The organism is Pseudomonas sp. LY-1 (assembly GCF_053502595.1).
This window is the reverse complement of sequence record NZ_CP094353.1, coordinates 754,946-775,551: the sequence shown is the minus strand read 5'-3', so window position 1 is coordinate 775,551 and position 20,606 is coordinate 754,946. Positions and strand designations below refer to the sequence as shown.

Genomic DNA, 20,606 nt, shown 5'->3' with positions numbered 1-20,606 from the left:
ATTCTTTACTGTTAACTCAACCTGACGAGAGGACTGATCATGGTCTTGCGCTCGGAAATTCTGGTGAACAAAAACGTGCTTCCTACTGCAGAACAAGCTTTGCCTGGCCGCGAAACCCCGATGACGCTGCCGGAGACGCACTTCGTCAACGGCAACCCGCTGCTCGGCCCGTTCCTCGACGACGTCGGCTTCGCGATCTTCGGCCTGGGCTGCTTCTGGGGCGCAGAACGCAAATTCTGGCAGCGCGATGGCGTGGTCAGCACCGTGGTCGGTTATGCCGGCGGCTACACGCCGAACCCGACTTACGAAGAAGTCTGCTCGGGCCTGACCGGCCATAGCGAAGTGGTGCTGGTGGTGTATGACCAGGCCAAGGTGAAATACGAAGACTTGCTGAAGATGTTCTGGGAACTGCACAACCCGACCCAGGGCATGCGCCAGGGTAACGACATCGGCAGCCAGTACCGTTCAGTGATCTATGCCACCACGCCGGAGCAATTGGCGGCGGCGCAGGCCAGTGCGCAGGCGTATCAGCAAGAGCTGACCAAGGCTGGCCTGGGCCCCATCACCACGGAAATCGACGAGGCCCCGACGGTGTACTTCGCCGAGGCGTATCACCAGCAGTACCTGGCGAAGAATCCGCAGGGCTATTGCGGGATCGGCGGTACAGGCGTGACCTGCCCGATCTAAAAAAATGTGGGAGGGGCGGTGCGACGGTTCGACTTGCCCCCGATAGCAATGTATCAGGTACAGATGTATGGACTGACACACCGTTATCGGGGGCAAGCCCCCTCCCACATTGGTGTTGCGCCAGACTCGGTTACTCGGCAATCAGCCAATCCATCTGCCACCCGCCCTGGGTCTGGCCCAGTTGCTTGGACAGCCACGGCAGCAGCTCACGCAACTCCTCTTCCAAGCCCCACGGCGGGTTGGCAATCGCCAGGCCCGAGCCGGTCAGGGTGTTGGGCGTGTCCAACGGATGCACCAGCAATTCGACGCGCAACAACTTCGGCGCACCGGTGCCGGCCAGGTCCTGGTAGAAACGGCGCAGCATGCGCTGGTCCTTCACCGGGTACCAGATCGCCGCGACCGTCTGGCGCATGCGGCCGACCGCCTCTTTGAGCGACGCCGCGCAGCGCTGCATTTCGTCGAGCTGTTCAAACGGCGGGTCGATCAGCATCAGCGCACGCTTTTCCGGCACCGGCAGCAACGCGCGTGGCACATGCCAGCCTTCGCCCAGGTGAACCTTGACCCGACGATCGCCCTTCATGTTGTCCTTGAGCAGCACGCCGTCTTCCGGGTGCTTTTCATTGAGCAGCACGCGGTCCTGGGGGCGGGTCAGGCGGCGTGCCAGTTCCGGCGAACCGGGGTAGTAGCGCAACTGGCCATCCGGGTTCATCTCGTGCAGCACGCGCATGTAGTCGGCGGTCAATGGCGGCAGATCGCTCTTGCCCCACAGACGGGCGATGCCTTCCAGGTATTCACCGGTACGGTTGGCCTGATCGCCCTGCAGGTCGTACAGACCGATACCGGCATGGGTATCGAGGTAGGCGAACGGCTGCTCCTTGCGCGACATCAAGGCGATGAGGCGGGTCAAGGTCAGGTGTTTGAAGACATCGGCGTGGTTGCCGGCGTGAAAGGCGTGACGATAATTCATGGTTGCTCCTGCGCAGGGGGCGAAGTTTACCTGCTACACGGGCAAAGGTGCAGGGCCGCATGCCGGGCGGTGCTTATGCCGCAAAGACAGGCGTCCTTGTGAAAACAATCTAATCCTTACAGCATGTGCGGGCTTGCCCGCGACACAAGCGACGCGGTATTACCTGCACTCCGCGATGATGCCATCGCAGCCAAGCCAGCTCCCACCCTGCCCGGGGGCGCCCTTAAAAACCAAGGAGGTCAACAATAACCATGAAAGACGCCACCATCGCCCTGCACCACGGCTTCAAGTCCGACCCGACCACCAAGGCCGTCGCGGTGCCGATCTACCAGAACGTCGCCTTCGAATTCGATAACGCCCAGCACGGTGCCGACCTGTTCAACCTGGACGTACCCGGCAATATCTACACGCGGATCATGAACCCGACCAACGATGTGCTGGAGCAACGCATGGCCGCGCTCGAAGGCGGTATCGCCGCGCTGGCCGTGTCCGCCGGCAGCGCAGCGATCCACTATGCGATCCAGACCCTGACCCGCGCCGGTGACAACATCGTCACCACGCCGCAGCTCTATGGCGGCACCTACACCCTGTTCTCCCACCTGCTGCCGAGCTTTGGCGTCGATGTGCGCTTCGCCCGCGACGATTCCGCCGCCGCCATCGCCGAACTGATCGACGACAACACCAAACTGGTCTACTGCGAGAGCATCGGCAACCCGGCGGGCAACATCATCGACCTGCAAGCCCTCGCCGACGTGGCCCACGCCCGTGGCGTACCGCTGATGGTGGACAACACTGTGGCCACGCCGATCCTGTGCAAACCGATCCAGTTCGGTGCCGATATCGTGGTGCATTCGGTGACCAAATACGTCGGCGGCCATGGCAACTCCCTGGGCGGTGTGATTGTCGACAGCGGCACGTTCCCGTGGGCGAAATACGCGGAAAAATTCCCCGGCCTCAACCAGCCCGAACCGGCTTACCACGGCGTGGTCTACACCGAAAAATTCGGCCCCGCCGCCTTCATCGCCCGCGCCCGCACCGTGCCGCTGCGCAACACCGGCGCAGCGCTGGCGCCGATGAACGCCTTCCTGCTGCTGCAAGGCCTGGAAACCCTGGCCCTGCGCATGGAACGCCACACCGAGAATGCTTTGAAGGTCGCGCAGTTCCTGCAAGATCACGCCGAAGTCGAATGGGTCAGCTACGCCGGGCTGCCCGATCATCCGCACCACGCACTCGCGCAGAAATACATGCAGGGCAAACCGTCGGCGATCCTGTCGTTTGGTCTGAAGGGCGGTTACGAAGCCGGTGTACGCTTCTACGACGCCCTGCAAATCTTCAAACGCCTGGTGAACATCGGCGACGCCAAATCCCTGGCCTGCCACCCGGCGTCCACCACCCATCGGCAGATGAACGAGCAGGAACAGGCCAAGGCCGGCGTGAAGCCGGAGATGATTCGCCTGTCGGTGGGGATCGAGGCGATTGAAGATTTGATCGAAGATCTGCAACAGGCGCTGGCTGCAACGCACGCCTGAGGCCAGATAAGCGACCCGCGCGCCATGGCTAACATCTGCATGGCGCGTGAAGCAGGCGACCTTGTGCCGCAAGGTCGTCGGCGTAAAGGCAGTGAAAATTCACGCCTCTGTCGGAAACCTGGCGCAACTCAGTAGCCCTTTTCCCAAAAGCAAAAAACCACCGAAAAATCCCCCGCCAAAACCACGACACCGCTCGAACCGCTATTTAAATTGCGCAGCCATGCTCATTCAAAAAGGACTGTTTCCATGGCAAGCAATGACCTCCCTTCGAACCGATCACCATGGTTGGGGAGTCGCTAATGCCTCAGCCCTATGCCTTCATCAATGACCGCCAACAAACCTCGGTGGAGCTCAAGGCAAGCTTGCGCTTGAGCCCATACGCCGAAGCCAAGTTCGACACCCTCAATACCCACATTCGCAATGTTGTCGTACTGCCAGGGCAGTTAGTGATCATCGGTGACGAAACCACTGCGATCTGCACCCCGCAAGAGTCACACTTGATGCGAGCCGCCTGGGATATTCGGCATAGCGTGATGGCCGAAGGCGGGGATGCTTTTGCACTGCACAACTATGACTTGCTGAAAAAGTTGTTGGGCTACGCTTCGCTGGGGATAGGCACGGCGGGTGATGCCTGGAGTCGACACTTGCAAAACATTGCAAAGACCCTCGAAGAAATTGATGCACTGCACAAACAATTCCTGCGCCGGGGTGGCGGTGCTGCGCGAGATGAGTTCCTCGCTCGACGCCAAACCCTGTTTGCCAAACTGGACGCGCAAATGCGTAGTTTTGCGCGTTATGGCACAGGGCTACGCAATGAAGGTTCGATCAAAAAAATGCTGGGAATCTCGACCAAGAGCTATTTGCACAGCGGAGAGATAAAGAGGTACAGCGAAACGATTGCGCGAGTTTCGAAGACAGCAAAACTGCTGAAAAAGGGCACGCCGCTGGGCATTGCGTTGAGTACGACTGCGACGGCGTTGGAGATCAAGGAGGCGTGTTCTACCGGGAGGGAAGAACAATGCAGAAGAGCAAAATATGTGGAACTTGGGAAACTGACGTTAGGTGTGTCAGGCGGCGTGGTGGGCGGCGCTGCCGGATCACTCCTATGCTTTGCCATATTGGCCCCCACCACTGGTCCGGTATCCTTAGCTTGCATGCTATTCGCCGGGGGAGCCGGAGGTGCGGCCGGTGGGTACTTAGGTGGGGAAGGCGGCGAGAAGGTAGGAGAGCTTTTGTATGAGTATTGATGACTTCTTGAATCTCCCTGCTACTTCCTTGATTGCCATCAGCTCTGCATCCGCAGTCATCATCACCACCATCATCGGGCTCTTCTTGTGTTACCGAAAACTTGAACCCATGGAAGCGCTCTTGAACAAGTGCCGCCTGGTCGCCTTCCACAGCAGCTACTGGGGAAACTCACCGCGCGAAAGGATGATGAGGCTTTGCGCAGTGTATGTGGCCGTCGCACTACCCAGGCTAAATGCAAGACGGGGAGTCATTGACCTCCCGCAGGTACAAGCCTTTCCGCGCAGCACAAAGCTCATGCTTCATGGCACGGCGCTTATTGGCGCAGCCGGATTGATAGGTCTGATCGTCATTTACTTTGACTGACCAGTTGAGGAAAAAAACGGCCCGCTATCCAAAAGATAGCGAGCCGTTTTCTTCAACACATCGGGCGCATAACGCCCGAGGCTTTATTTGTTGAGGTTGTAGTCTTTTTCCGCAGCATCAAAGCGCTCAACCATACCCGCAGTCGGCGCGCCCAGCTTGCTGACGATGTAGATCGCCAGGCTGGCGAAGATGAAGCCTGGGATGATTTCGTACAGACCCAGCAATTCGAAATGCTTCCACACGATCACGGTGATCGCACCGACCAGAATGCCAGCCAGTGCGCCGTTGCGGGTCATCTGCTTCCAGATCACCGAGATCAGTACCACAGGGCCGAACGCGGCGCCGAAACCGGCCCAGGCGTAGCTCACCAGGCCCAACACGCGGTTATTCGGGTTGGCAGCCATAGCGATGGCGATCAACGCCACCAGCAGCACCATGACACGACCGACCCACACCAGCTCAACCTGGGAAGCGTTCTTGCGCAGGAAGGTCTTGTAGAAGTCCTCGGTCAGGGCGCTGGAGCACACCAGCAATTGGCAGCTCAAGGTGCTCATGACCGCCGCCAGAATCGCCGACAGCAGAACGCCAGCAATCCATGGGTTGAACAGCAGCTTGGCCAGCTCGATAAACACGCGCTCGTGGTTCTCGGTCACGGGGCCGGCCACTTCCGGGTGCGCCGAGAAGTAGGCGATGCCGAAGAAGCCCACGGCCACGGTGCCGCCCAGGCACAGGATCATCCAGGTCATGGAGATGCGACGCGCCTTGGCGATCGACTTCACCGAATCCGCCGCCATGAAGCGCGCGAGGATGTGCGGCTGGCCGAAGTAACCCAGGCCCCAGCCCATCAGCGAGATGATGCCGATGAAGCTGGTGTTTTTCAGCATGTTGAAGTTGTCGGGGTTCTTCGCTTCGATCGCCAGGAACGTGGTATCGATACCGCCGGTGGCCAGCAACACGATGATCGGCGTCAGGATCAGCGCGAAGATCATCAGGGTGGCTTGTACGGTGTCAGTCCAGCTCACAGCCAGGAAACCACCGACGAAGGTGTAGGCAATCGTCGCCGCAGCGCCGGCCCACAGCGCAGTCTCGTAGGACATGCCGAAGGTGCTTTCGAACAGGCGGGCACCGGCCACGATGCCGGAAGCGCAATAGATGGTGAAGAACACCAGGATCACTACTGCGGAGATGATCCGCAGCAGGCCGCTTTTATCTTCGAAACGGCTGGAAAAGTAATCCGGCAGCGTCAGGGCGTCACCGTTGTGCTCGGTCTGCACGCGCAGGCGACCGGCCACGAACAGCCAGTTGAGGTACGCACCGACGATCAGGCCGACGGCGATCCAGCTTTCCGACAGGCCGGACATGTAGATCGCGCCCGGCAGGCCCATCAACAACCAGCCGCTCATGTCGGAAGCACCGGCTGACAAGGCAGTCACCACGCTACCGAGGCTGCGACCGCCCAGGATGTAATCGGAAAGGTTGTTGGTGGAGCGATAGGCCATGAAGCCGATCAGCACCATTGCTGCGATGTAGATCACGAACGTGATCAGGGTTGGATTACTAACGCTCATAGAAGTGACGCCCTGGCTTTGTTTTTATGTAGCGGCGGTCTGTCAGACGGCCACCCACTGATCCAGTGAGTAAACGTAGCTGCATCGCGCGCATTTATGACTGACGTTTCCCCAGGAAAGCCGTCAGCCGATGAACCACACCATGCGGGTGGTTGCACCTTGGCTGCGAATGCTATTCAACAAAGCAAATAAGGTGCAACCAGTTTCTCGCGAATAAGTTGCACCTTGATGTATTTTACAGAAAACACCGCGTTTTTGCTCCTTTTCGGAGCAAGAACAGCCGAACTCAGAAGCAAATGCACCAACTAGAAGCAGAATCGGTCGAGTCCGGGATTTTTTCCGATTGAACCTCGAAAATTTCATGCATAAAAAGGGTTGCACCCGGTTGCACCTCTTCCAGACCGAAGCTAATCTTGCCGCCAACTGATGCCACTCGGTAGTGGCACCCATGAGGATAAGAAAATGGCTACAACCACCCTTGGGGTCAAACTCGACGACCCGACCCGCGAGCGCCTGAAGGCGGCCGCGACCTCCATTGATCGCACGCCGCACTGGCTGATCAAGCAGGCGATTTTCAATTACCTGGAGAAACTCGAGGGTGGTGCAACCCTGACCGAGCTCAATGGCTTGAGCAGCAAGGAGGCCGACGACGCCGGCGAGGTCCAGGCCGACCACGCCCATCAGTGCTTCCTCGAGTTCGCCGAGAGCATCCTGCCGCAATCCGTACTGCGCGCCTCGATCACCGCCGCTTACCGCCGCCCGGAGCCGGAAGTGGTGCCGATGCTGATCGAACAGGCTCGCCTGCCGGCCCAGATGGCCGAAGCCACGAATAAGCTGGCCGCGTCGATTGCAGAAAAACTGCGCAATCAGAAGAGCGCCGGCGGCCGTGCCGGCATCGTCCAGGGTTTGCTGCAGGAATTCTCCCTGTCGTCCCAGGAAGGCGTGGCACTGATGTGCCTGGCCGAAGCGCTGCTGCGCATCCCCGACAAAGGCACCCGCGACGCACTGATCCGCGACAAGATCAGCACCGGCAACTGGCAACCGCACCTGGGCAACAGCCCGTCGCTGTTCGTCAACGCGGCTACCTGGGGCCTGTTGCTGACCGGCAAACTGGTCGCCACCCACAACGAAGCGGGCCTGACCTCATCCCTGAGCCGCATCATCGGCAAGAGCGGCGAGCCGATGATCCGCAAGGGCGTCGACATGGCCATGCGCCTGATGGGCGAGCAGTTCGTCACCGGCGAAACCATCGCCGAAGCCCTGGCCAATGCGAGCAAGTTCGAAGCCAAGGGTTTCCGCTATTCCTACGACATGCTCGGTGAAGCCGCACTCACCGAACACGATGCGCAGAAGTACCTCGCCTCTTACGAACAAGCCATTCATTCCATCGGCAAAGCCTCGAACGGCCGTGGGATTTATGAAGGCCCGGGCATTTCCATCAAGCTGTCGGCCCTGCACCCACGTTACAGCCGTGCCCAGTACGAACGGGTGATGGACGAGCTGTACCCGCGCTTGCTGTCCCTGACCCTGCTGGCCAAGCAATACGACATCGGCCTGAACATTGATGCCGAAGAAGCCGACCGCCTGGAACTGTCCCTGGATCTGCTCGAACGCCTGTGCTTCGAGCCGCAACTGAGCGGCTGGAACGGCATCGGTTTCGTGATCCAGGCCTACCAGAAGCGCTGCCCGTATGTGATCGACTACGTCATCGACCTGGCGCGCCGCAGCCGCCACCGCCTGATGATCCGCCTGGTAAAAGGCGCGTACTGGGACAGCGAAATCAAGCGCGCCCAAGTCGAAGGCCTGGAAGGCTACCCGGTCTATACCCGCAAGGTGTACACCGACGTGTCCTACATCGCCTGCGCACGCAAACTGCTGTCGGTGCCGGAAGTCATCTACCCGCAGTTCGCTACGCATAACGCCCACACCCTGTCGGCTATCTACCATATCGCCGGTCAGAACTATTACCCCGGCCAGTACGAGTTCCAGTGCCTGCACGGCATGGGCGAACCGCTCTACGAACAGGTCGTCGGCAAAGTGGCCGAGGGCAAGCTGAACCGTCCGTGCCGCGTGTACGCCCCGGTCGGCACCCACGAAACCCTGTTGGCCTACCTGGTACGTCGCCTGTTGGAAAACGGCGCCAACACCTCGTTCGTCAACCGTATCGCCGACCAGTCCATCTCGATCCAGGAGCTGGTGGCCGATCCAGTGGCCAGCATCGAGCAAATGGCGACGCTGGAAGGCGGCTTCGGCCTGCCGCACCCGCGTATTCCATTGCCACGCGATCTGTACGGCAGCGACCGCGCCAACTCGGCCGGTATCGACCTGGCCAACGAACACCGTTTGGCGTCGCTGTCCTGCGCCCTGCTGGCCACCGCGCACAACCACTGGAAAGCCGCGCCGATGTTGGGTTGCGCCGCCAGTAATGAAGCTGCGACGCCGGTGCTGAACCCGTCCGACCTGCGTGATGTGGTCGGCCACGTACAGGAAGCCACCGTCGATGACGTCGACAACGCGATCCAGTGCGCCATCAACGCCGGCCCGATCTGGCAGGCGACCCCGCCCGCCGAGCGCGCCGCGATCCTTGAACGCGCCGCCGACCTGATGGAAGGCGAGATCCAGCCGCTGATGGGCCTGCTGGCCCGCGAAGCCGGCAAGACCTTCGCCAACGCCATCGCCGAAGTGCGCGAAGCCGTGGACTTCCTGCGTTACTACGCGGTGCAGGCGCGTCACGATTTCACCAACGACGCCCACCGCCCATTGGGCCCGGTGGTCTGCATCAGCCCGTGGAACTTCCCGCTGGCGATTTTCAGTGGGCAAGTCGCCGCCGCACTGGCCGCCGGCAACCCGGTATTGGCCAAACCTGCCGAGCAAACCCCGCTGGTAGCCGCACAAGCGGTACGTATCCTGCTCGAAGCCGGTATTCCGGAAGGCGTGCTGCAACTGCTGCCGGGCCAGGGCGAAACCGTTGGTGCGCGCCTGGTCGGCGATGATCGCGTCAAAGGCGTGATGTTCACCGGTTCCACCGAAGTCGCGCGCCTGCTGCAACGCAATGTCGCCGGACGCCTGGATGCCCAGGGCCGACCGATCCCGCTGATCGCCGAAACCGGTGGCCAGAACGCGATGATCGTCGACTCCTCGGCCCTGACCGAACAAGTGGTCATCGACGTGGTGTCGTCGGCCTTCGACAGCGCCGGCCAGCGTTGCTCGGCCCTGCGTGTGCTGTGCCTGCAGGAAGATTCTGCAGACCGCGTCATCGAAATGCTCAAGGGCGCCATGGCTGAATGCCGTTTGGGCAACCCGGAGCGCCTGTCGGTGGATATCGGCCCGGTGATCGACGCCGAAGCCAAGGCCGGCATCGAGAAACACATCCAGGCCATGCGCGACAAAGGCCGTGCGGTGTACCAAGTGGCGATCGCCGACGGCGAAGAGATCAAGCGCGGCACCTTCGTGATGCCCACCCTGATCGAACTGGAAAGCTTCGACGAGCTGCAACGGGAGATCTTCGGCCCGGTGCTGCACGTGGTGCGCTACAAGCGCAAGGAGATCGACCAGTTGATCGGCCAGATCAACGCTTCCGGCTACGGCCTGACCCTGGGCGTACACACGCGCATCGACGAGACCATCGCCAAGGTGATCGACAACGTTCATGCCGGCAACGTCTACGTCAACCGCAACATTGTCGGGGCGGTGGTCGGCGTGCAGCCGTTTGGCGGCGAAGGTTTGTCGGGCACCGGCCCGAAAGCCGGTGGTCCGCTGTACCTGTACCGCCTGCTGTCGACGCGTCCTACCGATGCGATCGAGCAGTCCTTCGTTCGCGGCGATGCATTGTCCGCACCGGACGTGCGCCTACGCGACGCCATGAGCCAACCGCTGACCGCCTTGAAAGCCTGGGCCGACAGCCACACGCTCAGCGACCTGAGCGCCCTGTGCAGCCGGTTCGCCACGCAATCGCAAAGCGGTATCACCCGCCTGTTGGCCGGCCCGACCGGCGAGCGCAACAGCTACGCCATCCTGCCCCGCGAGCACGTACTGTGCCTGGCAGAAGTAGAAGGTGACCTGCTGACCCAACTGGCGGCGGTATTAGCCGTCGGCGGTTCGGCGGTATGGCCGGAAACCGAGCTGACCAAAGCCTTGTTCCCACGCCTGCCGAAGGCGATTCAGGCGAAGATCAAGCGCGTGGCCGACTGGACCAAGGACGATGTGCTGTTCGACGCAGTCCTGCACCACGGCGATTCCGATCAACTGCGCGCGGTTTGCCAGCAAGTGGCCCAGCGTGGCGGGGCGATTGTCGGGGTACATGGTTTGTCCCAAGGCGAGACAGCAATTGCCCTGGAGCGTCTGGTGATCGAGCGTGCGCTGAGCGTCAACACCGCAGCGGCGGGCGGTAACGCCAGCCTGATGACCATCGGCTAACTGCCGGAACGCGGTAAACATGTGGGAGGGGGCTTGCCCCCGATGGCGGTGGATCAGTAACAGCTGAACTGACTGACACACTGCAATCGGGGGCAAGCCCCCTCCCACATTTTGGCTGTATTTCAATTCCTCGTCCGCGTTCTGCCCCTCCATCACCCAGATCAATCTTGCTATCCAGCCTCTATTCGCGCACTTAGACTCAGGCTCCTTCCCACACAGGTAAGCCGCCATGTCCGAGACGCTCCTCAGTTCCCGCAATCTGGCTTTCGAGCTGTACGAAGTCCTCGATGCCGAGGGCCTGACCCAGCGCGAGCGGTTTGCCGAACATAATCGCGAAACCTTCGACGCGGCCATCAGTACCGCCCGCACCATTGCCGAAAAGTACTTCGCACCGCATAACCGCAAAAACGACGAAAACGAACCGCGCTACGAGGACGGCAAGGCCATCCTGATCCCGGAAGTCAAACCGGCCGTGGACGCCTTCCTGGAAGCCGGCTTCCTCAATGCCGCGCGCAGTTTCGAAGCCGGCGGCATGCAGTTGCCGACATTGCTGTCCCAGGCCTGCTTCGCGCACTTCCAGGCGGCCAACGCGGCGTCAACGTCCTACCCGTTCCTGACCATGGGCGCCGCCAACCTGATCGAAAGTTTCGGCACCGAGGAGCAGAAGCAACGCTTCCTGCAGCCGATGATCGAGGGCCGCTTCTTCGGCACCATGGCCCTGACCGAGCCGCATGCCGGCTCGTCGCTGTCGGACATTCGTACCCGCGCAGAGCCTGCACCGGATGGCAGCTATCGGCTCAAGGGCAACAAGATCTTTATCTCCGGCGGCGACCACCCGCTGTCGGAAAACATCGTGCATATGGTGCTGGCCAAGCTGCCGGACGCGCCGGCCGGGGTGAAGGGCATTTCGCTGTTTATCGTGCCCAAATTCCTGGTCAACGACGATGGCAGCCTGGGTGAGCGCAACGATGTGTTGCTGGCCGGGCTGTTTCACAAGATGGGTTGGCGTGGCACCACGTCCACGGCGCTGAATTTCGGCGATAACGGGCATTGTGTCGGCTATCTGGTGGGCAAGCCGCACCAGGGCCTGAGCTGCATGTTCCAGATGATGAACGAAGCGCGCATCGGCGTCGGCATGGGCGCGGTGATGCTCGGTTACGCCGGCTACCTGTATTCCCTGGAATACGCCCGCGAACGCCCGCAAGGCCGCCTGCCGGACAGCAAAGACTCGAGTACCGCGCCGGTGTCGATCATCCAGCACGCCGATATCAAACGCATGTTGCTGACCCAGAAAGCCTACGTCGAAGGCGCCTTCGACCTCGGCCTGTTTGCCGCGCGCCTGTTCGACGACACCACCACCCTGGCAACCGACGTCGAGCGCAAGCGCGCTCACGAACTGCTCGACCTGCTGACGCCGATCGTCAAATCCTGGCCCTCGGAGTTCTGCCTCAAGGCCAACGAGCTGGCGATCCAGATCCTCGGCGGCCACGGCTACACCCGCGAATACCCGGTGGAACAGTATTACCGCGACAACCGCCTCAACCCGATCCATGAAGGCACCCACGGTATCCAGTCCCTCGACCTGCTGGGGCGCAAGCTCGCGCAGAACGGCGGCGCGGGCCTGAAGCAACTGATTCGGTTGATCGCCGAAACAGGCGCACGGGCGCAGCAATATCCATCGCTGAAGGCCATGAGAGAACCGCTGGAACAGTTGGTGGCGCGCCTGCAAAGCGTGACGATCGGCCTGCTGACGGATCTCGCCCAAGGCAAGGTCAACAGCAGCCTGGCGAATTCGGCGCTGTACCTGAAGGTATTCGGGCACACGGTGATTGGCTGGCGCTGGCTGGAACAGGCGATTCGCGCCGAAGAAGGCCTGGCCAAGGGCAATGCGGCGGACACCGCGTTCTATAAAGGCAAGCTCCAGGCGGCCCGCTACTTCCTGACCTGGGAAGTACCGGGCTGCCATCATGAACTGGCAATACTGGAGGCCCGCGACGATACGTGCCTCGGCATGCAGGATGAGTGGTTCTAAGGCTGTCCGATAGCCTTGGAAATCACCTCGACCGTGGCGCTGACTTGCTCTTGGTAACGGTCGAGTTCCTGCTGGTGACGCTGTTGCATTTCGATCTGCTCGGCGCACAGGTTCAGCGCGGCCAGTACCAATAGCTTGTCACCGATCAGGGTCGGGTACTTTTTCTTGGTGGTGGCCAGGGAGGCCTTGAGCAGGGTCACGGCGTGCATCAGGGTTTGATCTTCCCCGGCCGGAGCCTTGATCGAGTAATCCTCTCCGAGAATCGAAACGACCTTTATCCCTTCGTTCATGCGCTGACAGGCCCTGCGCTCACACGCTCAACCAACGCCTGGATACGCGCAGCGGTCGCGCCGTTCTTTTCTTCCTGTTCCATCAGGTTCAATTGCAGGCTGTCATTCTCATCCTTGGCGCGGGCCAATTGCGCCTTGAGGGATTCATTGGTGCCCAACAGGTCTTGATTCTGCTGTACCAGGTCGCTGACCAGTTGTTCCAGTTGGCTGAGGGATGCTTCTAACATTTTGATTTCCTGGGCTTTTTAAAAGGGCGGTGACGATAAAGAAAATTCACCTCGGATGCCAGGGTTATCCCCGGCGCGCAGCCCGATTGTTAAGGGCCGGGCCGCACTTTCGAGCCTTAGTGACTGCATTTCCCCCATCTGGTTCCTGAATCGGCCCGGCCCCTCGTCCGATGCGATAAAAACACACGCCACTATAGACTTTAGTCGTACTGCCGATAGGTAATACTCACCCTGTCTCATAGCCGCATGGATCGCGCTTCTCCCCAGGACTCCCGCATGTCTCTTCGTAATATGAATATCGCGCCGCGCGCGTTCCTAGGCTTCGCGATGATTGGCGCACTCATGTTGTTTCTCGGTGTGTTCGCCCTGAACCAAATGAGCAAAATCCGCGCGGCGGCAGAAGACATCACGCTGTCCAGCGTCCCGAGTATTCGCGCCCTCGATGAGTTCACCCAGCTGACATTGCGCCTGCGGGTGCTGTCATACCGCTTGCTGACCAACCGCAGGCCGGACGCGCAGCAAAAAACCCTGGAAACCATCGAACAGCGCAACCAGCAGATTCGGACCGCCCAGGGCATCTACGAAAAACTCATCGACAGCAGCGAAGAACGCGCGGCCTACGACGAATACGTGCGCCTGCTAGCCCAGTACCATCAGATCGAAGAGCGCATGAAGAGCATGTCGCGGGCCAATCAGGTCGACGAGCTGCGCGAGTTGCTCAACAGCGAGTTGCTGAGCAACGCCGAGCAGATCAACGCCGTGCTGGCGCGCCTGGCGGACATCAATAACAAGATGGCCCTGGCCACCAATCAGCAGGCCAAAGACCAATACAACCTGGCCTTCGACCTGGTGGTTGGGCTGCTGGTCATCGCCACGACGCTGACCCTGTTGTTCGCCTGGCTGCTGACCCGCAGCATCACCCTGCCGATCGCCCAGGCCCTGGACGCGGCTGAAGAAATCGCCGAAGGCAACCTGACACGCCCGATCAAGGTCGATGGCGACGACGAAGCCGGCCGCCTGCTGGCCGCCATGGCCAAGATGCAGGACAAGCTGCGCGACACCCTGCAACGCATCGCCGGCTCGGCCACTCAGTTGGCTTCTGCCGCCGAAGAGCTCAACGCCGTGACCGACGAAAGCGCCCGTGGCCTGACCCAACAAAACAACGAAATCGAACAGGCCGCCACCGCGGTCAACGAGATGACCAGCGCCGTCGAGGAAGTCGCGCGCAATGCGGTGAGCACCTCCGAGGCCTCGCGCAACGCCACCACCTCCGCCGGTGACGGCCGCGACCTGGTGCAGGAAACCGTCAGCGCCATCGAGCGCATGAGCGGCGACGTACAAGCCACCGCGACGCTGATCGGCGACCTGGCCAATGAGTCGCGCGACATCGGCAAGGTGCTCGACGTGATTCGCGGCCTCGCCGACCAGACCAACCTGCTGGCCCTGAACGCGGCGATTGAAGCGGCGCGTGCCGGGGAAGCCGGCCGTGGCTTTGCCGTAGTGGCCGACGAAGTGCGTGCGCTGGCGCATCGCACCCAGCAGTCGACCAGCGAGATCGAACGGATGATCGGCAGTATCCAGGCCGGCACCGAGCATGCCGTGGATTCGATGCGCAACAGCACCGAGCGCGCGGAATCGACGCTGAACATCGCCAAAGGCGCGGGGATGTCGCTGGATACGATCAACACGGCGATTGTCGAGATCAATGAACGCAACCTGGTGATCGCCAGCGCGGCGGAGGAACAAGCGCAGGTGGCACGGGAAGTGGACCGCAACCTGGTGAACATTCGTGATCTGTCGGTGCAATCGGCAACCGGCGCCGGCCAGACCAGTGCCGCGAGCAGCGAGTTGTCGCGCCTGGCGGTGGACTTGAACGGGATGGTCGGGCGGTTTCGCCTCTAAGAATGTGGGAGGGGCGGTGCGACGATTCGACTTGCCCCCTCCCACATTTAGATCGGCGCCCGTCGCTAAAACCTTTTTGACAGCGCGGCAATTCAACAGGTTAGAATCGCTGGCACGCAGACTGCATGGTCAGAATGCGTCCGTCTTATTTTGCCCATGGAGTACTGCCTTTGAATGCGACCACCATCAACAGCCTGTTCTTGATCGGCGCGTTGCTGGTGAGTGCGAGCATTCTGGTGAGCTCTCTTTCGTCCCGCCTGGGCATTCCGATCCTGGTGATCATCCTGGCCGTGGGCATGGTCGCCGGCGTCGACGGCGGCGGCATCATCTTCGATAACTACCCGACCGCCTACCTGGTGGGTAACCTCGCCCTGGCCGTGATCCTGCTCGACGGCGGCTTGCGCACCCGGGTGGCGAGTTTTCGCGTGGCACTCTGGCCGGCGTTGTCGCTGGCCACGGTGGGGGTGTTGATTACCACCGGCCTCACTGGCATGGCCGCGGCCTGGCTGTTTGACCTCAACATCATTCAAGGCTTGCTGATCGGCGCGATTGTCGGCTCCACCGACGCCGCCGCGGTGTTCTCGCTGCTCGGCGGCAAGGGGCTCAACGAACGGGTCTCCGCCAGCCTGGAAATCGAATCCGGCAGCAACGACCCGATGGCGGTGTTCCTCACCGTCACCCTGATCGACATGCTCGCCAGCGGCCAGACCGGCCTGCACTGGAACCTGCTGTTGCACCTGGTGCGCGAGTTCGGCATCGGCGGCCTCATCGGCCTGGGCGGCGGCTGGCTGATGCTGCAGATGGTCAACCGCATCAACCTGGCCAACGGCCTGTACCCGATCCTGGTGATCGCCGGCGGCCTGTTCGTCTTCGCTCTGACCAACGCCCTGCACGGCAGCGGCTTCCTCGCCGTGTACCTGTGCGGGCTGGTGATCGGCAACCGCCCGGTGCGCAGCCGTCATGGCATTTTGCATATGCTCGACGGCATGGCCTGGCTCGCCCAGATCGGTATGTTCCTGGTGCTCGGCCTGCTGGTCACGCCCCACGACCTGCTGCCGATTGCGCTGCCCGCCCTGGGCCTGGCGCTGTGGATGATCCTGTTTGCGCGGCCGCTGTCGGTGATGGTCGGCCTGCTGCCGTTCAAGGCGTTCCACGGCCGCGAAAAAGCCTTTATCGCCTGGGTCGGCCTGCGCGGCGCAGTGCCGATCATTCTTGCGGTGTTCCCGCTGATGGCCGGCCTGCCCCATGCACAGCTTTACTTCAACCTGGCGTTCTTTATCGTGCTGGTCTCGCTGCTGGTGCAAGGCACCAGCCTGCCGTGGGTCGCCAAGCTGCTGAAAGTGACCGTGCCACCGGAGCCGGCACCGATTTCCCGCGCAGCCCTGGAAGTTCACGTCACCAGTGAGTGGGAGCTGTTCGTCTACCGCCTGGGCGCGGAAAAATGGTGCATCGGCGCAGCCCTGCGCGAGCTGAAAATGCCCGAAGGCACACGTATCGCGGCGCTGTTCCGTGGCCAACAACTGCTCCATCCGTCGGGTAGTACGGTGCTGGAAGCCGACGATCTGCTCTGCGTGATCGGTCACGAACACAACCTGCCGGCCCTGGGCAAACTGTTCAGCCAGGCGCCGCAACGCGGTTTGGATTTGCGCTTCTTCGGCGACTTCGTCCTCGAAGGCGACGCCCAGCTGGGCGCGGTCTCGGCGCTGTACGGCCTGCAGCTCGAAGGCATCGACCCGGACATGCCTTTGAGCCACTTCATCACCCAGAAAGTCGGCGGCGCGCCGGTGGTCGGCGACCAGGTGGAGTGGAACAACACGATCTGGACCGTCGCAGTCATGGACGGGAACAAGATTGGCAAAGTCGGCGTCAGATTCCCCGAAGGAAGTCGCCCGGGCCCCGGACTCTTCCTCTAAACTGCGGGGCAATACTGCCCCGATTCTTCACCTTGCTCGACCGGTCTCTATGCCAACCCTGCGCACTTTTCTCGCCACTGCCCTGCTGGGCCTGACCCTTTGTGTCGGCAGCGTATACGCCGCCGACCCGCCCAGCGCCGACGCTATCCAGCAAACCCTGGACAAGCTGCCCGACCGCAAGCTGCCCGACGCCGACATGAAGGCGCTGCAGGCGATCCTGCAGCAGACGCTGACCCACCTGGGCAACAAGCAGGATTACGAGCAGCGCCTGGCCGATCTCAAGCGCCAGCTGCAAGACGCCCCGCGCCAGACCAGCGAAAACCAGCGCGAACTGACCCGGCTCAAGGCCACCAAAGTCGTCCCTGTGGCCCAGCGCTACGCCACCTTGCCGGTGCCGCAACTGGAACAACTGCTGGTGCAGCGCACCACCCAGCAAGGCGACCTGCAAAAAGACCTGGCCGACGCCAACAGCCTGACCATCGCCGCCCAGACCCGCCCCGAACGCGCGCAGACCGAAATCAGCAGCAGCCAGACGCGCATCCAACAGATCAACGCGACCCTCAAGGCCGGCAAGGACAATGGCAAAACCCTCAGCGCCGACCAGCGCAACCAGTTGAACGCCGAACTGGCGTCGCTGAATGCCCTGATCCCGCTGCGCCGCCAGGAACTGGCCGGCAACAGCCAGTTGCAAGACCTGGGCAACAGCCAGCATGACCTGGTGGTGGAAAAAACCGCGCGCCTGGAACAAGAGATCCAGGACCTGCAAACCCTGATCAACCAGAAACGCCTGGCCCAGTCCCAACAGACGGTGACCCAACAGTCCATCGAAGCGCAGAAAGCCGGCAGCAGCAGCCTGTTGGCCACGGAAAGCGCGGCCAACCTGAAGCTGTCCGACTACCTGCTCAAAAGCACCGACCGCCTCAACGACCTGACCCAGAAGAACCTGCAGACCAAGCAGCAACTGGACACCGTGACCCAGAGCGACTCGGCGCTGGACGAACAGATCAACGTGCTCAAGGGCAGCCTGCTGCTGTCGAAGATTCTGTACAAACAGAAACAGGCCTTGCCGCGCCTCACGGTCGACCGCAACCTCGCCGACGACATCGCCAACATTCGCCTGTACCAGTTCGAGGTCAACCAGCAGCGCGAACTGATCAGCTCGCCCAGCACCTATGTGGATAACCTGCTGGCCAACCAGCCGCCGGATGAGGTCACCCCGCAATTGCGGCGCACTCTGCTGGAACTGGCGATCACCCGCAGCGACCTGCTCGAGCGCCTGAGCCGCGAGCTGAGCGCGCTGCTCAATGAATCGATCACCCTGCAACTGAACCAGAAACAACTGCTGAGCACCGCCACCACCCTGCGTGCGACCCTCGATGAGCAGATGTTCTGGATTCCCAGCAACAAGCCGCTGGACACCGAGTGGCTGGAAACCGTCCCGGATCACCTGAGCAAGCAAGTCACCTCCCTGCCCTGGGCCTCCAGCGTCAGCGAACTGTACGACGGCCTGACCCAGCGCCCGCTGCTGTTCCTGCCGTTGCTGCTGTTGATCGGCGCACTGTTGTGGCGGCGCAATGCCTTGTACGCGCGGCTGAAAAAGGTTCACATGGACATCGGCCACTTCAAGCGTGACAGCCAATGGCACACGCCCCAGGCGATCCTGGTGAATATCCTGCTGGCCATGCCCGTGGCCTTGGGCCTGGCGTTATGCGGTTATGCGTTGCAGATCGACGCCCGCGGGCAAAACGCCAACCTGGGTGCCGCGCTGTTGCAGATCGCCCAGGCGTGGTTGGTGTTCTACACCGCCTACCGAATCCTCGCGCCAGGCGGCGTCGCCGAATTGCACTTCCGCTGGGAACGACCGCAGGTCGCATTCCTGCAAGGTTGGGTACGCAAGCTCGGGCTGGTGGTGCTGGCGCTGGTGGCCGTGGTGGCCATTGCCGAGCACCAGCCGGCAGCCCTGGCCGACGACGTACTGGGCATCGGCGTGGTGCTGACCTGCTATGCGCTGATGGCCTGGCTGCTGGGTCGCCTGCTGTTGCACAGCACGACCCACGAGAAAGCCTCACTGTTCCGCAAAACCGCGGGCCTGTTGTTTACCGCACTGCCCATCGCACTGTTTATCGCCGTGTGCTTCGGCTATTACTACACCGCGCTGAAGCTCAGCGACCGGTTGATCAACACCCTGTACCTGTTGATGTTCTGGCTGGTGATCGAAGCCACATTCGCCCGCGGCCTGGGCGTCGCCGCCCGGCGCCTGGCCTATTCGCGGGCATTGGCAAAACGCCAGGCCGCCAAGGAAGCCGGCGAAGGCGAAGCGGTGATCGAAGAGCCGACCCTGGACATCGAACAGGTCAACGAACAATCCATGCGCCTGATCCGCCTGGCCCTGCTCGGCGGCTTCATCGCGGCGCTGTACTGGGTGTGGTCGGACCTGATCTCGGTGTTCTCCTACCTCGACAACGTCACCCTCTACGAATACACCAGCGGCACCGGGGCCAATATCAGCATGGTGCCGATCAGCATCGGCGACATGCTCGGCGCGCTGATCATCATCGGCATCACCTTCGCCCTGGCGCGCAACCTGCCCGGCTTGCTGGAAGTGCTGGTGCTGTCCAAGCTGGACCTGGCCCAGGGCAGCGCCTACGCCACCACCACGTTGCTGTCCTACGTGATTGCCGGCGTGGGGTTTGTGGCGACCCTATCGACCCTCGGCGTGAGCTGGGACAAGTTGCAATGGCTGGTGGCGGCGCTGTCGGTGGGCCTGGGCTTCGGTATGCAGGAGATCTTCGCCAACTTTATCTCCGGCATCATGATCCTGTTCGAGCGCCCGGTGCGGATCGGCGACACCATCACCATCGGCAACCTGTCGGGCACGGTGAGCAAGATCCGCATCCGCGCCACCACCATCACCGACTTCGACCGCAAGGACATCATTGTCCCGAACAAGACGTTCATCACCGGGCAACTGATCAACTGGTCGCTGACCGACACCATCACCCGGGTCACCCTCAAGCTCGGCGTGGACTACGGCTCCGACCTCGACCTGGTGAAGGCCCTGTTGCTCCAGGCCGCGCGCGAAAACCCGCGGGTGCTGAAAGAACCCGAACCCCACGTGTACTTCCTCAACTTCGGCGAAAGCACCCTCGACCACGAACTGCGCATGCACGTGCGCGACCTCGGTGACCGCAACCCGGTGATCGACGAGGTGAACCGTTTTATCAACCGCGAGTTCAAGAACAACCACATCAACATCTCGTTCCGGCAGATGGAGGTTTACCTGAAAAACCTGCACGGCCAGGAGTACAAGCTGGTGCCGGTAGAAGACGAAAAACGCACCATCGCCAACCCGGCCGAGACGCACGACGCACCGGAACCGCCGCCGGGCAAAGTGGTGGACGCCCCCGAGCCGCCACCCTCCAAGCTCGACTAAAACGCCTATCCCCAGCAGAATGCTCGGACAT

Annotated in this window: 13 protein-coding genes and 1 pseudogene; 10 read left to right on the top strand and 4 right to left on the bottom strand. The window is 61.6% G+C overall.

What is annotated here, in order from left to right; all coding sequences use genetic code 11:
- Positions 1-39 precede the first annotated feature (39 nt).
- Positions 40-687 (top strand): peptide-methionine (S)-S-oxide reductase MsrA, encoded by a 648-nt coding sequence (gene msrA / locus MOQ67_RS03430; RefSeq protein ID WP_017849811.1) that lies wholly within the window; start codon positions 40-42, stop codon positions 685-687.
- A gap of 130 nt (positions 688-817) precedes the next feature.
- On the opposite strand, the gene MOQ67_RS03425 is transcribed toward msrA, so the two are convergent.
- Positions 818-1,654: a 23S rRNA (adenine(2030)-N(6))-methyltransferase RlmJ gene (locus MOQ67_RS03425; protein ID WP_017849812.1), complete on the bottom strand. Its 837-nt coding sequence runs from the start codon at positions 1,652-1,654 to the stop codon at positions 818-820.
- Positions 1,655-1,905: 251 nt separating this feature from the next.
- Between MOQ67_RS03425 and MOQ67_RS03420 the strand changes: the two genes are divergently transcribed.
- The 3 genes from MOQ67_RS03420 to MOQ67_RS03410 all read left to right on the top strand — a co-directional run bounded on the left by MOQ67_RS03420 (position 1,906) and on the right by MOQ67_RS03410 (position 4,794).
- Positions 1,906-3,183: an O-acetylhomoserine aminocarboxypropyltransferase/cysteine synthase family protein gene (locus MOQ67_RS03420; protein ID WP_198718332.1), complete on the top strand. Its 1,278-nt coding sequence runs from the start codon at positions 1,906-1,908 to the stop codon at positions 3,181-3,183.
- 299 nt (positions 3,184-3,482) lie between these two features.
- Positions 3,483-4,430, top strand: a complete 948-nt coding sequence (locus tag MOQ67_RS03415) for a hypothetical protein (protein ID WP_198718331.1) — start codon at positions 3,483-3,485, stop codon at positions 4,428-4,430.
- Positions 4,420-4,794, top strand: a complete 375-nt coding sequence (locus tag MOQ67_RS03410) for a hypothetical protein (RefSeq protein WP_126585360.1) — start codon at positions 4,420-4,422, stop codon at positions 4,792-4,794. Before MOQ67_RS03415 ends, MOQ67_RS03410 begins: the two co-directional genes overlap by 11 nt.
- A gap of 83 nt (positions 4,795-4,877) precedes the next feature.
- Here the strand turns inward: MOQ67_RS03410 and putP are convergent, their stop codons facing one another.
- Positions 4,878-6,362, bottom strand: coding sequence for a sodium/proline symporter PutP (gene putP / locus MOQ67_RS03405; RefSeq protein ID WP_017849816.1), 1,485 nt, complete (start codon positions 6,360-6,362; stop codon positions 4,878-4,880).
- Positions 6,363-6,824: 462 nt separating this feature from the next.
- Here putP and putA point away from each other — a divergent pair, with 462 nt between their 5' ends.
- Complete coding sequence (putA, locus tag MOQ67_RS03400) at positions 6,825-10,778, top strand: trifunctional transcriptional regulator/proline dehydrogenase/L-glutamate gamma-semialdehyde dehydrogenase (RefSeq protein WP_198718329.1); 3,954 nt, start codon at positions 6,825-6,827, stop codon at positions 10,776-10,778.
- 229 nt (positions 10,779-11,007) lie between these two features.
- Positions 11,008-12,810 (top strand): acyl-CoA dehydrogenase, encoded by a 1,803-nt coding sequence (locus MOQ67_RS03395; RefSeq protein ID WP_198718328.1) that lies wholly within the window; start codon positions 11,008-11,010, stop codon positions 12,808-12,810.
- Here the strand turns inward: MOQ67_RS03395 and MOQ67_RS03390 are convergent.
- Positions 12,807-13,100 carry a cell division protein ZapA gene (locus MOQ67_RS03390; RefSeq protein ID WP_017849820.1) on the bottom strand — a complete coding sequence of 98 codons (294 nt, stop codon included), beginning with the start codon at positions 13,098-13,100 and terminating at the stop codon, positions 12,807-12,809. The two genes, MOQ67_RS03395 and MOQ67_RS03390, sit on opposite strands and share 4 nt — an antisense overlap.
- The gene (locus MOQ67_RS03385; protein ID WP_017849821.1) at positions 13,097-13,327 is read right to left on the bottom strand and encodes a hypothetical protein; all 231 of its coding nucleotides are present in this window, start codon (positions 13,325-13,327) and stop codon (positions 13,097-13,099) included. The genes MOQ67_RS03390 and MOQ67_RS03385 overlap by 4 nt, the downstream gene beginning before the upstream one ends.
- Before the next feature lie 246 nt (positions 13,328-13,573).
- Between MOQ67_RS03385 and MOQ67_RS03380 the strand changes: the two are divergent.
- From MOQ67_RS03380 to mscK, 4 genes and pseudogenes are all read left to right on the top strand, one after another.
- Positions 13,574-14,374 (top strand): annotated as a pseudogene (locus MOQ67_RS03380) (MCP four helix bundle domain-containing protein); the annotation flags it as partial.
- On the top strand, positions 14,357-15,229 hold the full coding sequence (locus MOQ67_RS03375; protein WP_371928164.1) for a methyl-accepting chemotaxis protein: 873 nt from the start codon (positions 14,357-14,359) through the stop codon (positions 15,227-15,229). The pseudogene MOQ67_RS03380 and the gene MOQ67_RS03375, both read left to right, overlap by 18 nt.
- A gap of 170 nt (positions 15,230-15,399) precedes the next feature.
- A complete protein-coding gene (locus tag MOQ67_RS03370) occupies positions 15,400-17,142 on the top strand; it encodes a potassium/proton antiporter (RefSeq protein WP_017849823.1) in 1,743 nt (580 codons plus the stop codon).
- A 49-nt stretch (positions 17,143-17,191) separates the two neighbouring features.
- A complete protein-coding gene (gene mscK, locus MOQ67_RS03365) occupies positions 17,192-20,575 on the top strand; it encodes a mechanosensitive channel MscK (protein ID WP_017849824.1) in 3,384 nt (1,127 codons plus the stop codon).
- The last annotated feature ends 31 nt before the right edge of the window (positions 20,576-20,606 follow it).

Bases quoted from the DNA above. Each gene is read 5' to 3' on its own strand.
- msrA (WP_017849811.1), top strand. From the start codon at position 40: ATGGTCTTGCGCTCGGAAATTCTGGTGAACAAAAACGTGCTTCCTACT.
- MOQ67_RS03425 (WP_017849812.1), bottom strand. From the start codon at position 1,654: ATGAATTATCGTCACGCCTTTCACGCCGGCAACCACGCCGATGTCTTC.
- MOQ67_RS03420 (WP_198718332.1), top strand. From the start codon at position 1,906: ATGAAAGACGCCACCATCGCCCTGCACCACGGCTTCAAGTCCGACCCG.
- MOQ67_RS03415 (WP_198718331.1), top strand. From the start codon at position 3,483: ATGCCTCAGCCCTATGCCTTCATCAATGACCGCCAACAAACCTCGGTG.
- MOQ67_RS03410 (WP_126585360.1), top strand. From the start codon at position 4,420: ATGAGTATTGATGACTTCTTGAATCTCCCTGCTACTTCCTTGATTGCC.
- putP (WP_017849816.1), bottom strand. From the start codon at position 6,362: ATGAGCGTTAGTAATCCAACCCTGATCACGTTCGTGATCTACATCGCA.
- putA (WP_198718329.1), top strand. From the start codon at position 6,825: ATGGCTACAACCACCCTTGGGGTCAAACTCGACGACCCGACCCGCGAG.
- MOQ67_RS03395 (WP_198718328.1), top strand. From the start codon at position 11,008: ATGTCCGAGACGCTCCTCAGTTCCCGCAATCTGGCTTTCGAGCTGTAC.
- MOQ67_RS03390 (WP_017849820.1), bottom strand. From the start codon at position 13,100: ATGAACGAAGGGATAAAGGTCGTTTCGATTCTCGGAGAGGATTACTCG.
- MOQ67_RS03385 (WP_017849821.1), bottom strand. From the start codon at position 13,327: ATGTTAGAAGCATCCCTCAGCCAACTGGAACAACTGGTCAGCGACCTG.
- MOQ67_RS03375 (WP_371928164.1), top strand. From the start codon at position 14,357: ATGGCCAAGATGCAGGACAAGCTGCGCGACACCCTGCAACGCATCGCC.
- mscK (WP_017849824.1), top strand. From the start codon at position 17,192: ATGCCAACCCTGCGCACTTTTCTCGCCACTGCCCTGCTGGGCCTGACC.